This is a genomic window from Streptomyces olivochromogenes (assembly GCF_001514115.1).
GTDB lineage: Bacteria > Actinomycetota > Actinomycetes > Streptomycetales > Streptomycetaceae > Streptomyces > Streptomyces olivochromogenes.
Genome location: NZ_KQ948452.1, coordinates 1 through 14,897, shown reverse-complemented (window position 1 = coordinate 14,897; position 14,897 = coordinate 1). Strand labels below are relative to the sequence as shown.

General features: G+C 70.4%; 16 protein-coding genes and 1 tRNA gene. 13 read left to right on the top strand and 4 right to left on the bottom strand.

The genetic code is table 11. The annotated features are described in order from the left end of the window. The 10 genes from AQJ27_RS06045 to AQJ27_RS06005 all read left to right on the top strand — a co-directional run bounded on the left by AQJ27_RS06045 (position 1) and on the right by AQJ27_RS06005 (position 6,014). The gene (locus AQJ27_RS06045; protein WP_067362951.1) at positions 1-1,356 is read left to right on the top strand and encodes an FtsK/SpoIIIE domain-containing protein; all 1,356 of its coding nucleotides are present in this window, start codon (positions 1-3) and stop codon (positions 1,354-1,356) included. A gap of 81 nt (positions 1,357-1,437) precedes the next feature. Beyond that, on the top strand, positions 1,438-1,644 hold the full coding sequence (locus AQJ27_RS06040) for a hypothetical protein (protein ID WP_067362948.1): 207 nt from the start codon (positions 1,438-1,440) through the stop codon (positions 1,642-1,644). Continuing rightward, entirely contained in the window at positions 1,641-2,288 is a 648-nt protein-coding gene (locus AQJ27_RS06035) for a DUF2637 domain-containing protein (RefSeq protein ID WP_067362945.1), read from the top strand. The genes AQJ27_RS06040 and AQJ27_RS06035 overlap by 4 nt, the downstream gene beginning before the upstream one ends. A 19-nt stretch (positions 2,289-2,307) precedes the next feature. Continuing rightward, positions 2,308-2,499 carry a mobile element transfer protein gene (locus tag AQJ27_RS06030; protein WP_067362941.1) on the top strand — a complete coding sequence of 64 codons (192 nt, stop codon included), beginning with the start codon at positions 2,308-2,310 and terminating at the stop codon, positions 2,497-2,499. Positions 2,500-2,511: 12 nt separating this feature from the next. Beyond that, positions 2,512-2,667 carry a hypothetical protein gene (locus AQJ27_RS54600; protein ID WP_096239738.1) on the top strand — a complete coding sequence of 52 codons (156 nt, stop codon included), beginning with the start codon at positions 2,512-2,514 and terminating at the stop codon, positions 2,665-2,667. 23 nt (positions 2,668-2,690) lie between these two features. After that, positions 2,691-3,026, top strand: a complete 336-nt coding sequence (locus AQJ27_RS06025) for a SpdD-like protein (protein ID WP_067362938.1) — start codon at positions 2,691-2,693, stop codon at positions 3,024-3,026. An 88-nt stretch (positions 3,027-3,114) separates the two neighbouring features. Continuing rightward, positions 3,115-3,300, top strand: a complete 186-nt coding sequence (locus AQJ27_RS06020) for a hypothetical protein (protein WP_067362935.1) — start codon at positions 3,115-3,117, stop codon at positions 3,298-3,300. Beyond that, positions 3,293-4,672, top strand: coding sequence for a replication initiator protein RepSA (repSA, locus tag AQJ27_RS06015; RefSeq protein WP_067362933.1), 1,380 nt, complete (start codon positions 3,293-3,295; stop codon positions 4,670-4,672). Before AQJ27_RS06020 ends, repSA begins: the two co-directional genes overlap by 8 nt. Continuing rightward, complete coding sequence (locus tag AQJ27_RS06010) at positions 4,669-4,881, top strand: helix-turn-helix domain-containing protein (protein WP_067362932.1); 213 nt, start codon at positions 4,669-4,671, stop codon at positions 4,879-4,881. Before repSA ends, AQJ27_RS06010 begins: the two co-directional genes overlap by 4 nt. Then, positions 4,881-6,014 (top strand): tyrosine-type recombinase/integrase, encoded by a 1,134-nt coding sequence (locus AQJ27_RS06005; protein WP_067362930.1) that lies wholly within the window; start codon positions 4,881-4,883, stop codon positions 6,012-6,014. The genes AQJ27_RS06010 and AQJ27_RS06005 overlap by 1 nt, the downstream gene beginning before the upstream one ends. A gap of 92 nt (positions 6,015-6,106) precedes the next feature. On the opposite strand, the gene AQJ27_RS06000 is transcribed toward AQJ27_RS06005, so the two are convergent. Further along, positions 6,107-6,181 (bottom strand) — tRNA-Val (locus tag AQJ27_RS06000). 179 nt (positions 6,182-6,360) lie between these two features. Between AQJ27_RS06000 and AQJ27_RS05995 the strand changes: the two genes are divergently transcribed. The 3 genes from AQJ27_RS05995 to AQJ27_RS05985 all read left to right on the top strand — a co-directional run bounded on the left by AQJ27_RS05995 (position 6,361) and on the right by AQJ27_RS05985 (position 9,606). Next, positions 6,361-7,143 (top strand): DUF4097 family beta strand repeat-containing protein, encoded by a 783-nt coding sequence (locus AQJ27_RS05995; protein WP_067362927.1) that lies wholly within the window; start codon positions 6,361-6,363, stop codon positions 7,141-7,143. Positions 7,144-7,217: 74 nt separating this feature from the next. After that, positions 7,218-8,606 carry a coiled-coil domain-containing protein gene (locus AQJ27_RS05990; RefSeq protein ID WP_067362924.1) on the top strand — a complete coding sequence of 463 codons (1,389 nt, stop codon included), beginning with the start codon at positions 7,218-7,220 and terminating at the stop codon, positions 8,604-8,606. Between the two features lie 241 nt (positions 8,607-8,847). Next, a complete protein-coding gene (locus tag AQJ27_RS05985; protein ID WP_079064825.1) occupies positions 8,848-9,606 on the top strand; it encodes a DUF4383 domain-containing protein in 759 nt (252 codons plus the stop codon). Positions 9,607-9,628: 22 nt separating this feature from the next. Here the strand turns inward: AQJ27_RS05985 and AQJ27_RS05980 are convergent, their stop codons facing one another. The 3 genes from AQJ27_RS05980 to AQJ27_RS05970 form a co-directional block, all read right to left on the bottom strand. Next, positions 9,629-10,759 (bottom strand): amidase domain-containing protein, encoded by a 1,131-nt coding sequence (locus tag AQJ27_RS05980; RefSeq protein ID WP_067362920.1) that lies wholly within the window; start codon positions 10,757-10,759, stop codon positions 9,629-9,631. Between the two features lie 167 nt (positions 10,760-10,926). Next, positions 10,927-12,228: a polysaccharide deacetylase family protein gene (locus AQJ27_RS05975; protein WP_096239740.1), complete on the bottom strand. Its 1,302-nt coding sequence runs from the start codon at positions 12,226-12,228 to the stop codon at positions 10,927-10,929. A 111-nt stretch (positions 12,229-12,339) separates the two neighbouring features. Further along, positions 12,340-14,526, bottom strand: a complete 2,187-nt coding sequence (locus AQJ27_RS05970) for a transglycosylase domain-containing protein (RefSeq protein ID WP_067362915.1) — start codon at positions 14,524-14,526, stop codon at positions 12,340-12,342. Positions 14,527-14,897: the final 371 nt, after the last annotated feature.

The window sequence follows — 14,897 nt, the reverse complement described above, 5'->3', positions numbered from 1 at the left end:
ATGACCGCGTTAACGGTCGCCCTGCTGCTGGTCGTCACCTCCGCACTGATCCTGCGGTGGCGGCGCCCCGCCTGGTACTGGCTGGCCTTCGGTGCCGCCTTCGCCGCCCTGCGGGTCCTGGTCCGCTACACCTCCGTCATGGACGCCTGCGGGCTGACGGTTCCGCCGTCGCGCTGGCGCCTGGCCGTCGCCCGGGTCGCCAACCGGCCCGTCCCCGAGTCCCGGGCACCTCGCATCCTGCGCATCCGCCCCACCCGGACCGGCCTGGTGCTCCGCCTCAAGCTCCGCCCCGGACAGGACGCCTTCGATGTCTCCGCCGCCACGGACCGGCTGCGCCACTCCTTCTCCATGTACGGCGTCACCTCCCGGGAACTGCGCTCCGGCGTCGTCGAGGTGCGGATGACCGGCTATGACGTCCTCAAGCGGGTGCAGATGCCCGCCAAGACCGACCATGAGCCGATGCGGGTGCCGGTCGCCCTGCGCGAGGACGGGGCGGTGCACTACCGCGACTACCGGGCCGTCCCGCACGGTCTGACCCTCGGTGCCACCGAGTCCGGCAAGTCCGTCTACCAGCGCAACCTGGTCGCCGGTCTCGCCCCGATGAACGTCGCGCTCGTCGGCATCGACTGCAAACAGGGCGTCGAACTCTTCCCCCTCGCGCGCCGGTTCTCCGCGCTCGCCGACAACCCGGACACCGCCCTCGACCTCCTCGAAGCCCTCGTCACCCATATGGAGGGCGTCTACCAGCTCATACGGGCTGAGCAGCGGATCACCGTGAACGTGCCGGATGCGGAGATCGCCGCCGACATCTGGGACCTGCCCGACCACCTGCGCCCGGTCCCGGTCGTGGTCCTCGTGGACGAGGTCGCCGAACTCGCCCTCTACGCGAGCAAGGACGAGGAGAAGCGCCGGGACCGGATCATCACCGCCCTCGTCCGCCTCGCCCAGCTCGGCCGCGCCGCCGGGATCTACCTGGAGATCTGCGGGCAACGCTTCGGCTCCGAACTCGGCAAGGGAATCACCATGCTCCGCGCCCAGCTCACCGGACGTACCGCCCACCGCGTCAACGACGAATCCTCGGCGAACATGGCCTTCGGGGACATCTCCCCGGACGCCGTCCTCGCCGCCATCCAGATCCCCACCGACGCCCCCGGCATCGCCGTCACCGGTGACTCATCGGGCGGCTGGGCCCGTATCCGCGCCCCGCACACCTCGCTGCGCGAGGCCGTGAACCTCTGCAACAAGCACGCCGACCGCACCCCGGACCTGCCCGCCCTCGCGGCCTTCCGGCCCGCCACCGCCGCGCTGCCCTCGGACCGGGTGCCGCTGTCCAAGACAGCCCCCGCCACCGCCTGACCTCTCTCGCTTCCCCGGTCGGCGCGACCGCATCGCGCCAGGTCCCTACCCCCTCCATGCCCGAGGAAGGGAGAACACTCCATGTGCCCCGACTGCGACGACTTCGCACGCACCGTCCTGCTGCTCGGCCAACTCGCCCTCTACGCCGACATGCTCGGCGCTGACGACGACTTCATCGAGGCCGTGGGCCCGTCGCTGGCCGCGTCCCTGCCGGAGCCGCCGCCCGGCACGTTCCCGCCCGGCTACGACCCCGCCGACGGCCCCGACTACCCCGGAGATCCGTCATGAACGCCCGGCCCGCGCTCCGCGTGGACGCCGTCCTCGTCCAGGCCGTCATCGCCGGAGCGCTCTCCTTCGCCCACCTGCACGACCTCGCCGACGCCGCCGGACAGGACGGGTGGAAGGCGTGGGCCTATCCGATCTCGGTGGACCTGCTCCTGGTCGCTGCCTGGCGACGGCTCCGCTCGGAGGGTCCGTCCCGGCTGGCCTGGTGCTGGTTCGTCATCGCGCTTTTCGCCTCGCTCGGGGCGAACGTGGCCACCGCCGGATTCCTCGACCTCGCCCACCCGCCCGCCTGGCTGCGGTTCGGCATCGCCGGATGGCCCGCCCTCGCCTTCCTCGGCGGCACCCTCCTCGCCCACTCCACCGGGGACCGGGTGCCGGTTCCGCCGGCACCCGCGCCCGAACCCGAGATCGACGTCGAACCCCTCCCCACCAATGCCCCGGAGGCCACCCCGGTCCCCGCGGCCGAGGAAGCCCCGGCCCTGCCCGCCCCGGTTCCGCCGGTCCCGGCGGCTCTGGTCGACCACGCCCGCAAGGTCGCCGACGACCACCACGCCCGCACCGGTACCCGGATCGACACCGACACCCTGCGCGCCCGCCTCGGCGTCCCGCCCCAGCTCGCCGACGCCATCGCCACCCAACTCACCTGACCCGGAAGGACTGACCGCCATGCCCGCCCGCGACCACTTCCACTCCGTCATGCGGATCGGCCCCGTGCAGATCGGCACCCACCGCGACCGCCACGGCCACACCAAACACGCCGCCGTGTGCACCAACGACCGCTGCGGCTGGTCCGCCGACTACTCCAGCCAGTCCGCCGCCCAGCTCGCCGCCCGCACCCACCGCTGCACCGTCCGCTAAGGGAGGCACCCCGTGCAGGTCCCGCTCTGGTTCGCCCTCCTGGTCGTCGGCTGGCTCGGCATCAAGCTCATCCGCCCGCCCTGGTGGCTCGTGGCCGTGCTCCTCCTCGGCGGCTACCTCCTCGCCGACAGCCTGCTCGCCCCCGCCATCGACACCGCCGTCAAGTAACCACCCGCGAAGGGAGAACCGCCATGTTCCGTCCCAAGGTCCCGACCATGCCCCAGCCCACCGGCCTGGTCACCCCGCCCGCCGTCGTCGAGCCGACCGCCGTCATCCAGCACACCCCGCAGACCCCCGCGCCCGCCCCGGTCGTCACTCCGGCCCCGGCCCCGGCTCCGGCTCGGCCGACCGTGCAGCTGACCCCCAGCGCCGTCATCGCCCTCGTCGGCAGCGGCACCGCCGTCGTCCTGGTCGTCGGCGCTGTCCTCGTCTCGATGCTCCTCGCGATCGCCATCACCGGCGCATCCGTCGCCATCTGCGCCCTAGTGATCCGCTCGCTCATCAGTGCCGAGGGCAAGCGCCGCTGACCGGCCCCCGGGCGGCCTCAACCGCCAAGTCTCCGCCGCCCGGGAGCCGTGCCCCATCCCGATCTCGCAACCGGAAGGAACCCCCAGCATGACGCACCGCACCCGCCCGCCGTCCCGGATCTGCCCGGCCTGCGACGGCTTCGCCTCCGCCGCCATCACCCTCGGCGGCCGCGACCACCGCGGACACCTGCGCACCATCACCGCGCACTGCCCGGCCTGCCACGGCACCGGTACCGCCCGCACCACCCGAGCACGGGAGGGCGCCCGTGCCTAACCCGCTGCTCGACCCGACCACCCTCGGCGACCTGCTGAGGGTGGCTTCGGCCGACGACTTCGACCGCTGGCACGACCAGATCAAGCGCACCGGAGGATGCGCCGACCCCATCCACCTCACCGGCTGGACCCTCACCAAGGACAAGACCACCGGCGAAACCCTCCACCACTACACGACCGAGAATGAGCCCGGCGGACGGCTCCGGGTCGCCTGTGGCAACCGGCGTGCATCCCGCTGCCCGTCCTGCGCCTGGACGTACGCGGGCGACACCTACCACCTCATCCGCGCGGGCCTGGCCGGAGACGACCGCCGCGACATCCCCTCCACGGTCCGCGATCACCCCCGCGTCTTCGCCACCCTCACCGCCCCGTCCTTCGGCCCCGTCCACAACCGCCCCGACCATGGCGTCTGCCGCTGCGGCACCCACCACGCCCCCGCCGATCCGGCCCTCGGGACCGCGCTCAACCCATCCACCTACGACTACGCGGGCGCCGTCCTCTTCAACAACCACGCAGGCGACCTGTGGCAACGCTTCACCAACCGGCTCCGCCGCGAGATCGCCGCCCGCGCCGGGCTCACACAACGGGATCTCAAGGAGTCGGCCCGGCTCTCCTACGGCAAGGTCGCCGAATTCCAGAAGCGCGGCGCCCTCCACTTCCACGCCGTCATCCGCATCGACGGCCCCGAAGGACCCGACACCCCGCCCCCGTCCTGGGCCAGCGTCGGCCTGCTCACCGACGCCATCCGCGCCGCCACTGCGCACTCCTACACCTCGGTCTCCGTCCCCGCCGCCGCCGACCAGCCCGCCCGCACCTTCCGCTGGGGCACCCAACTCGACGTCCGCCCCGTCAAGGCCTTCGGCGACGGCTCCGACATCACCGAACAGGCCGTCGCCTCCTACGTCGCCAAGTACGCCACCAAAGCAGCCGAGAACACCGGCACCCTCGACCGCCGCATCGGCGAACTCTCCGAACTCGACCGCCACCACGTCCCCGACCACACCCGCCGCCTCATCGAGGCATGCAAGCACCTCGATCCGCTCTACCCGGACCGCCGCCTCTGGGCCTGGGCTCACATGCTCGGCTTCCGCGGCCACTTCTCCTCCAAGTCCCGCCGCTACTCCACCACCCTCGGCGAGCTGCGCCAGGCCCGCGCCGACTTCCGCGCCGCCCAGGAACGCCAAGCCCTCGGCCTGGACGACCGCGAGCCGGACACCGTCCTCGTCCTCGCCGACTGGCAATACGCCGGACACGGCCACACCCCCGGCGAATCCGCCCTCGCCGCCACCATCGCCCGCGACCTCCAGCACAACCGCGAAACCGCCCGCGAAGCCCTACGCGACCAACTCGCCATGGAAGGAGCCGCAGCGTGAATGACCGATACCTCAGCGTCGACCAGGTGGCCGAAGTGCTCGGCACCTCGGCGCGCTTCCCCCGTCGTCTGATAGCCGAGCGACGCATCACCTTCGTGAAGGTCGGCCGTCACGTTCGCATCCCGGAGAGTGCGGTGGACGCGTACATCACTGAGCACACCGTGGAGCCGATCACGGGCCGTGCCTCGCACCTCAAGGCGGTGGCCTGATGCCGAACGCCAAGGGGCGTCGTCGCCGCTTCGGGTCTGTGCGCAAGCTGCCGTCGGGGCGCTTCCAGGCCCGCTACCGGGGCCCCGACGGGCTGATGCGCACGGCGGACAAGACCTTCGCCACCCAGACCGACGCGGACCGCTGGCTCGTCAAGCAGGAAGCGAAGATCCTCGACGGCAACTGGCAGAACCCCGACGTCAAGGTGGCGTTCGGTGACTTCGCGGAGGCCTGGATCAAGGATCGCGACTACGCGGCCACCACCCGCGAGCGCAACACAGGCGTTCTCAATCGGCACATCCTGCCGACGTTCCGTGCGATCCCGCTGCGGGAGATCACCACGCCGCAGGTACGGCGCTGGCGTACCGATCTCCTCGACGCCGGAGTCGGCGCGGCAACCGTCGCCAAGGCCTATCAGGTCCTCCGCGCCATCATGAACACGGCCGTGGATGACGGGCTGATCGGGCGCAATCCGTGCCGGGTCAAAGGCGCGGGGACGGTCACCCACACCGAGCGGCCGTTCCTCTCCGTGCCCGAGGTGTACCGGCTCGCCGACGCCGTTCCGCCTCACTGCCGCGCCCTGATCCTCCTGGCCGCCTTCGCGGCGCTCCGCTTCGGTGAGCTGGCCGCTCTCCAGCGCCGGGACATCGACCTGGAGGCCCGCACCGTGTCCGTCCGCCGCTCATACGCCGAGACTCGGACAGACGGCCTGACGGTCAAGGCGCCCAAGAGCGCGGCCGGTGTCCGCACCGTGGCCTTCCCGGCCTCGCTCGTGCCCGAGCTGGCGCACCAGCTGGCCGAGCATGCCTCCGCCGGCCGAACTGGTCTCGTCTTCGTCGGGGCCCGCGGCGGTGTCCTCCGCCGCAACAACTTCCGTCGGATCTGGCTCCGCGCGCTCAAGACAACCGGCCTCGGTGACGTCCATTTCCACGATCTCCGGCACACCGGGAACACCCTCGCCGCGACCGGTGGCGCCACCACCCGCGAGCTGATGCACCGGATGGGCCACTCGTCGGTGCGAGCCGCGCTGGTCTATCAGCACCTCGTCAACGGGCGCGACCACCAGATCGCCGACTACGTGGACGGTCAGATCAGGAAGGTGAAGCGACCTCCGCGCGGCCCATCTGGCACGTAAGTGGCACGGCGCCCCTCGGCGGCCGGAAACGACAGAGGCCCAGATCACCGGATTCTCACCGGCTGACCTGGGCCTTGTTCGTGTCCTGAGACTGGTGGGCGCGGACGGTTTCGAACCGCCGACATCCGCCTTGTAAGGGCGGCGCTCTACCGCTGAGCTACGCGCCCAGGACGAGTCGACAGCCTACATTGCCCGGGGGGATGCCCCGCAAACCCGTATCCGGGGGATAACCCCACCCCCGGTCCGGGAGCGGCCCGGATCCCCCGGCGGACCCCGGAACCGTACGGTCGAAAGACGTCGAAGGGCATCGGAGCGCGTCGGCGTTTCATCCCAGGGGGAGATCTTCATGACTCGGACTCGGACACAGACGGCCGCGCGGACCGCGGTGGTCGCCGGTGCCGTCGGCGTTCTCGTCGCGACCGCCGCAGGCTGCGGGGCGAGTGCCGGGGACGACAGGCATCCCGAGCATCGGGCGTTCGCGCTGCACGGTCGTACGTTCACCGTGGACTCGGACGACTCCGCGCTGGAGCTCGTGGTCGCCGAGTCGGCCGAGGCGGACAAGGTCGAGGTCACCCGGTGGTTCCAGGGGCACAACGTCGTCGGTGGGGACCCGCGCGCGACCTGGGCGATGAAGGACGACCGGCTGACGCTGCGGATGAAGTGCTCCGGCGTGGTCGCCGACTGCAGCGCCAAGCACCGGATCGTCGTACCGCGCGGTGTCGCGGTGAAGGTCGTGGACGGGGACGGGAGCGTACGGGCCGAGGGGTTCAAGGAGGCGCTCGGGATCCGTACGTCGGACGGGAGTGTCCGCGTGACGAACTCCTCCGGCGCGCTGGACCTGCGTAGCGCCGACGGCTCGATCCACGCCCTCGGCATCGACTCGCGCCACGTGCGCGCCCAGACCTCGGACGGGTCCGTACAGCTCGAACTCGGCGTCGTACCCGACCTGGTCGAGGCCCGTAGCCAGGACGGTTCGCTCAACATCGGGCTGCCCCACGGTACCTATCGGGTGACGGCCAGGAGCGGGGACGGATCCGTGCGGGTGTCCGTGCCCCGGGACCCGGCCAGTTCGCACGTGGTGTCCGCCCGCGCGAACGACGGAAGCATCACAGTACGAACCGCGAACTAACCGGCCCGTGTGTTCGTCCTTAACCGGTGGGAGAATGACACCGGGCAAGGCGGATCACAGCACGGGAGAGGGATGTGACGGCGACACCTTCAGAGCCGTACACGCCGTTTGCGCCACGCGCGCAGTCGGTACGCCGTCAGCCCCATCGATGCCGTGACGTGCTGACCCTCGTCACCCTCCCGCTCCTCGCCGCCCTCGTCCTGCCCGCGGCCTTCGCCGGTGGCGGCACCCGGCGCTGGTTCGGCGGGCGCGCCGAGAGTCAGCGGGCCGAGGCGCAGGCCGCGAAGGACGCCGCCGCGGCCGCGTTCTACGAGCTGGACACCGCCCAGCGCGATCTGCGGATCTCGATCGAGACCATCGTCGCCGTCGACGACTCCCCCGCGGCCCGCCGCGCCGTCTCCGACTTCGAGGCGTTGGGCCGGCGCATCGACGAGGCCAGTGGGAAGTACATCGAGGCCGTCGACGCCCACGACCTCGACCGGGACGAGCTGGAGGCGTCGGTCGCCACCCGCGCCCGCGCCGAACTCACCGCCGCCAAGGACCAGCTGGGGCGGGTCAAACAGGACCTGGACCGGTTCGGGCAGGGACTCGCGCCGCTGCTCGGGAAGGCCGAGACGCAGCTCGCCCGGCTCGCGCCCGCCGTCGAGCGCGCCCGCCAGGCCCTGCTCGCCGCCTCGAACGCCCTCGATGACGTACGCAAGACAGGGCTCAGAGCGGATGATCTGGCCGGCCGGCTCGCCGCGCTCGGGCCCGAGCTGACCAAGCTCAACCAGGGAGCCGGACAGCACGGCGTACCGGAGACGCTGGAGCGCGCCGAGCGGGTCTCGCGGGAGGCCGGCGCGGTGCGCGCGGAGGCCGAGCGGCTGCCGGAGCGGGCCGCGGAGACCGACCACCGGCTGGTGTCGCTGCGCACCCGCGCCCAGGCGCTGACCACGCGCGCCGGGCAGGTGGAGCCGGTGCTGAGCGAGCTGCGGCGCCGGTTCTCGGCCGCGTGCTGGCAGGACCTGCAGCACGTACCGGAGCAGGCCGCCGAGAACGTACGGCAGGCCGAGCTCAAGCTGAAGGAGGCGCAGGCCGCGCGCGACGCGCAGCGCTGGCCGGACGCCACCTCGCTGCTGTCCACGGTGCGCGCGCTGCTGAACGGTACCGACGAGGCCGTGTCGGCGGCCGGCGACCGGCTGCGACGGCTGAACGCCGTGTCCAAGGACCCCCAGCAGGAGATCGACCGCACCCGCTTCGCCATCCGGGACGCCCAGCGCCTGGCCATGGCGGGCCGCAACACCCCGGATCCGCGGCACGCCCGCCCGCTCGACGACTCCGTCGCCCGGCTGGAGCGTGCCGTGGCCGCGCTGGAGGGGCGCCACCCCGACTACTGGCACTTCCTGACCGAGACGGAGGCGGTACGGGCGACGGCCGCCCGGGTGGTCTCCCAGATCCGCGAGGAGCGCGGCGGCCCGGTCTGAGTTTCTCCGGTACCGGCGACCCCGGTCTCGGGTGACGGTCGCCTCGGCCTCTGGTACCGCCGATCCTGGCCTCCGGTACCGGTTGTCCCGGCCTCCGGTACCGACGGTCCCGGTCCCCGAGTACCGGCGCTCCCGGTCCCCGAGTACCCGCAATCCCGGTCCCCGGTGTTGGCGGTCCCCGGCCTGCGGGCGGATGCTGGGATGTACGTACGGCCTCCGCTAGCTGGAGAGGGAGGCGGACATGGCCACGCACGTACTTCGTCCCGGAACCCGACGACGCATCGCCTTCGACGACCATCTGCCGGTCGATCACCGGCTGAACACGTTCTACCGGATCGGCGCGGGCCTGATGGGCCTCTTCCTGCTCGCCTTCGGCATCCTGGGCCTGACCAACCAGGTCGGCTTCTTCACCACCCACGGAGACAGGGTCATAGGGCTGAACACCAACGGCTCGCTCAGTGTGCTGTCCATCTGCGTGGGGCTGCTGCTGTTCGTGGGCATGGTGATCGGCGGGAACTTCGCCTCGACGCTCAACATGGTCTTCGGCGTCCTGTTCATCCTCAACGGCTTCCTGAACCTGGCGTTGCTGGACGGCCGCTACAACTTCCTCGCCTTCCACATCCAGAACGTGCTGTTCAGCTTTGTGGTCGGCGTCCTGCTGATGTTCTTCGGGATGTACGGGAGGGTCGGCTCGGCCCTGCCGCACGACAACCCGTACTACAAAGCCCGCCACCCCGAGGAGGCCGAGCGGGCGGAGCGGATCCAGGCGCTGCGGGAGTCTGCCTCGGCAACGGCCCTGCAGCAGTCGCACAGGGCCGCGCCGACGCCCGAGGCCATGGGCGGCACGGAAACCAGAGCCGTGGAGACGGGAACCGGATCGTCCGGGACCACGCCGTCCGAGAACAAGGCAGCGGAATCCAAGGCGGCAGAATCCAAGGCATCGGAGACCAGGGCATCGGAGACCAAGGCCGCCGAGCCGCCCAGGACCACAGACCCCTGAGTCACCTCAGGTGATCAGCTGATCAGGTGCGGTACGCGTAGTACGCCGAGGTCGGGTACGACGCGATGATGCTCGACAGCGACCGGCGGTAGGTGTCGGCGTCGTGGTACGTCAGGTACGGCATGCCGCTGGAGCTGCGGTAGGACGTGATCATGGTGTGGTCCTTGGCCCCGTCCTTGTCGAAGTCCACCTGCAGGACGTCACCGACGTCCATCTGGTAGACGTTCGCCAGCGGCGTGGTGCGCGCGGCGGTCTGGGTGAACCAGGACCACTCGTTCACGCCCGCCCAGGAGTCGGACTGGCCGTTGGCGACGTAGTACCAGGTGTCGTACTCCTCCGGAGTCACGGTGCTGATCGGCTGCCAGCCGCCCGCCAGCAGACTCTGGCTCACGAAGTTGGTGCAGTCGCCGCCGACCCCGTTGAACTTCCGGTAGGCCGCGTTGTAGTTCTTCCAGTACTTCTCGGCGTAGGTCGCCATCGCCGCGTAGTCGTACGCGCCTCCGGTGAGCTTCTTGGGGTTGGCGGGCGCGGGATACGTGGTCGCTGCCGGGGGGGCGTCGACAACGGCCATCGGGGTCCTGCGCGCGGGGGCGGCGGTGACGGGTTCGTTGACCTGGCGGGCGCCCTTGTCGGTCGTGCGCAGGCCCGAGAGCTTCCAGGTGCCGTCCGGCTGGGCGGCGAAGGTCAGGACGTGGTGCGCGTCGAAGCCCGTGGTGTCGGGTTCGTCGCCGTGGATCTTCTTGTACGTGAGGACGGTGGTCTCGGTGACCCAGGCGGTGGCCACCTTGCCCCACCTGCGCGTCCTGTCGACGGTGACCTTGGTGTCGGCGGCGGTGTAGGCCTCACCCAGCGCCGCGAGGCGGGAGCGGGTGCCGCGCAGGGAGGTCACCGCGGTGTCCTCCGCCTTCGTCAGCGCGGCGGTCAGCTTGACGCCTCCCGTCGACTTCGACGCGAGGGCAGTGCGGGGTGCCGCCTGGCTCTTGTCGAGGAGGGCCGCCGTGCGGTCGGTGAGCACGGCGTCCGCCATCCGGCCGAACGCGTCGGTCGTCGCCCGGTCCACGGTGACGGACGCGGTCGCCGCGTGGGCGGAGGAAAGGGGCAGCAGCACTGCGGAGACGGCGATCGCCGTCAGGGTCGAGCAACGGCTCAACATCTTCGATCTCACTGATGATCTCCTTACACCCGATCAGATGCCGGGGAGGGAATCTTTACACGTCCTCCTCAACTGTGGTGAACCCGGGGGGATTTCGTGCACGCCCAGGTCAACTCCCTTGAAAAAAGGGTAAGTTGACGCACCGAAAGCTGGGGTGCCGTTCACGGCTACTTCACCACCGTCGACCAGTCCGGGGACTGCGCGGGATCCAGACTCCGCAGGCGCTCCAGGGTCTCGGGCTTCTGCACGTCGAGCCAGTCGGCCAGCTCACGGAAGGACACACAGCGAACGCCCTTCTTCGTGCACACGTTCTTGACGACCTGGTCGATGGACTTCATGTAGATGCCACCGTTCCAGTTCTCGAAGTGGTTGCCGATGAACAGCGGTGCGCGACTGCCGTAGTACACGCGGTTGAAACCGTCCATGTACGACGCGACGGTCTCCTGCTCCCACTCGGGGTACTTGGCCGGGTCGCCCTCGGTCGAGTCGCCGGACTGGTTGGCGAGGAAGTTGAAGTCCATGGACAGGCCTTGGTACTTGCCGCCCTCGTAGGGGAGCAGTTGCAGCGGGAAGTCCCAGACGCCCTCCTTCTTGTTGGGCCATATCTGGAGGTTGCCCGAGGAGCTCGCGTCGTAGCGCCAGTCGTAGTCCTTGGCGGTCGCCTTCATGGCCTTGAGCAGGTTCTTCTGGCCCTCCAGGCACGGCGCGCGCCCGCCGTTGACCTCCTTCGTGGGGTCGAACGGCAGGGCCGGCAGGTCGGTGTAGCCGGTGTTGGTCTTCCACTTCTCGACGAACGAGAAGAACTGGTTGATCTCGCTCTCCCACTCCGCCACGCTCCAGTCCCCGCCGCCCTTGTCCTCGCAGAAGTGACCGTTGAAGTGGGTGCCGATCTCGTTGCCCGCCTTGTAGGCCTTGCCGAGCTCCTCCAGCGTGTCGCGGATGTGCTGGTCGGTGGCGTAGCTGATCGCCGCGGCGCCCGGCGCGTGCATCGGCGGGTTGTAGAGCGTCTTCTTGTCCTTGGGCAGCAGATAGATGCCGGTCAGGAAGAACGTCATGTGGGCGTTGTACTGCTTCGCCAACTCCTGGTAGTGCGTGAAGAGTTTGTCGTCGCCCTGGAGGGCGCCGTCCCAGGAGAAGACGACGAACTGGGGCGGCTTCTCACCCGGCTTGAGGGGGACGGGCTTCAACTGGCCCTTCTGCGGCCCGGTGTAGGACGTGGAGCCGTCCCCGAGCACCTTCGTCTTGCCGTCCCACGGGGGTTCTTTGGTCGTCTTGGTGGCACTGGCCCCGGAACGGGGACCGCCGGCCGAGGCGGCCGGTGTGGTGTTGTCCGAGTGGTTCAGGGCCAGGTAGGTGGCGGTCGTCGACGTCACGACGAGGAAGGCCGCCATGGCCACGAAACCCTGGCGGGCGGAACCGGGAGCGGGCGCGGGTTCGCGGCGGCGGTGACCGCTGTGCTTCGAGTTCATACGGGGCACATTCTGCGAGGGGGGTGGAAGGAGCGGGCGGGGGCCTTTCGGCCGTCGGGATGCGCGGTGGCCTCTCGGCCGTCGGGGTGTGCGGCCTCGTGGCCGTCGCGGTCAGCCGAGCGGACTCATGGCGCCGGCCCAGATGCCGTACGGGACGTCGTCGGCGGACGTGCCGGCGAGCCCCTTGAGCGGCAGTGGTTCGAGGCTCTTGGTCAGGTCGATGCGGTAGAGGACGATCGCGGTCGACACGGAACGGTTCGTGCCGACGTACCAGGCGGCGGTGTCGTCCGCCGTGGTGCCGGCCTTCCCGGCCGTCTCCGGTGCGCTCAGGGCCGCGGTGGGGTGCGCCGTACCGAAGGCGTCCGTGAGCCCCTCGGTGACCTCACGGGCCACCTCGGCGCTCACCGCGCGCTTGGGGCGGGGAGTGTCCAGGGCGACCTGGGAGCCGTTGCGGGTGATGCGTCGCACGGAGTACGGCTCGGTGTGCGACCCGCCCGCGGCGAAGGTGGCGTAGGCGTTGGCCATCCGGATCGCGCTGGGCGTGGAGTTGCCGAGCGACAGCGCGGGCACCTGGGGACCCATGGTCGACGAGAGCAGCCCGGCCGCTTCGGCGGTCTGCCGCACCTTGTCCAGGCCCGTGTCCATGCCGAGCTGCATGAACGGCACGTTCACGGACTCGGCGAGCGCCTTGCGCAGGCTGATCTGCCCCCAGGACTTGTTGCCGTCGTTGTGGGCGGCGACCTTCTTGTTGGCGCGGTCCCAGTAGGGCCCTTCGGGTGTGGTGACGGGGATGTTGTCGTCGCCGTTGTAGAGCGTCTCCGGCGTGACCGGTGTCGCCGTACTGTCGCGGGTCTTGTGGACGCCGTGTTCCAGTCCGGCCGCGTAGACGAACGGCAGGAACGACGAACCTGCCGGGACGGTGGTCGCGTTGGACTCGTTGTAGCCCTGCGTACGGTGGTCTGGGCCGCCGTAGACGGCGAGGATCTTGCCGTCGGCGGCCACCGAGGAGGCCCCGTAGTGGGCGGTCTTCGCCGTCTTGGGGTCGTCCTTCAGGGCCTTGTTGCGGGCCTTGGTCACGGCGTCGGCGAGCGCCGTCTCCCGCTTCCGGTCGAAGGTCGTGTAGATCTGGTAGCCGCCCAGGTCGAACTGCTGGTCCGAGATGTGCGCGGCCTTCTTGGCGTACTGGGTCGCGAGCTCCACCAGGTAGTCGCTCTGCTTGCCGGTGTCGAAGGTCTGGGACTGCGTGGTCGGCTCGGGGAACTTCGTGTACTTGGCCCGCTCGGCCGGCGACAGCTTGCCGATCTTGACCATGCGGTCGAGGATCCAGGACCAGCGCTCCACGGCGCGCTTGTGGTTCGCCTGGCTCAGGGTGGGGTCGTACAGGCCCGCGCCCTTCAGCAGGGACGCGAGCATCGCGGCCTCGCTGGCGTTGAGTTCGCCGACGTCCTTGCCGTAGTACGCCTGGGCGGCGCGCTGGATGCCGTACGTGCCGCGCCCGAACCAGCTGGTGTTGAGATAGCCCTCGAGGATCTTGTCCTTGCTCATCTTCTGGTCGAGCTTGAGGGAGATCATCGCCTCGGTGAACTTGCGGCTCACCGAGCGGTTCTGGTTCAGGTAGACGTTCTTGACGTACTGCTGGGTGATCGTCGAGCCGCCCTCGGTGTTGCCCTCGCCGATCGTGCGCACCAGGGCACGGCTGATGCCCTTGAAGGAGATGCCCGGGTCGGAGTAGAAGCTCTGGTTCTCCGCGGCCAGCACCGCCCAGCGCACGTCCTGGGGTATGTCCTTCAGCGGCATCGCCTGCCGCCGCACCCACCCGGTACGGGCCATGGGCGTCCCGTCGGACCAGAAGTAGACGTTGTCCTGCTGGGTGGCATACGTGTTGAGGTTCTGGGGTATGTCTGTCGCGGCATAGGCGATCACCAGAAACGTTCCGCTCAGCCCGATGGCCAGGCCCCAGCCTCCCAGCCACTGGCGCCAGGAGGGCATCCAGCGTCGCCAGCCGGTGCGGCCGGGGCGCGGGTACGCCGGTTTCAGACGGCGGGCGATGCGCGCCCAGCGTCCGGCGAGCGCGGAGGGCGCGGCCGGTTTGCGACGGGTGCCGCGACGGCCGGAAGCCGTCCCGCGATCGGCGCGTGGTGCGGGGTCCTCCGCGCCTGAGCGCGCCTCGATCTCGGCAGGAGTCGGTACGCGAAGCTGAGTGGTCTTCTCGGCGGGACGTTCGGCGCCGGGCGGGAGGCGGAGCTGAGTGGTCTCCTCGGCGCGGGGCGGGAGGCGAAGCTGAGTGGTCTCGTCCATGCCGGGCGGGAGGCGGAGCTGAGTGGTTCGCTCGGCGGGGGTCTCGTTCTCCGTGTCTTCCGCACGACGGCTCGCGGAGTCTTCCGTACGACGGCTCGCAGGGTCTTCCGCACGACGGCTCGCGCCGTCTTCCGTACGACGGCTCGCGGGCCGTTGCGGACCGAGCCCGCGGCGATTTTGGCGGTCGTCGCCCTCCCCGCTAGCCACGGCGGGCTCCGGCGCGTGGACGGCCCAGAGGATGCGGGGCATCTGTTCGATGCCATGCCTCGGTCACGACTGCGTCTCCCTCCGCACTTCGGAATTGCGCGCGCGGGTAGATGCAGCTGCCGCACATGCGGCTGCGAGCCCCCCTCCCCGACCTTGCGGCTCGT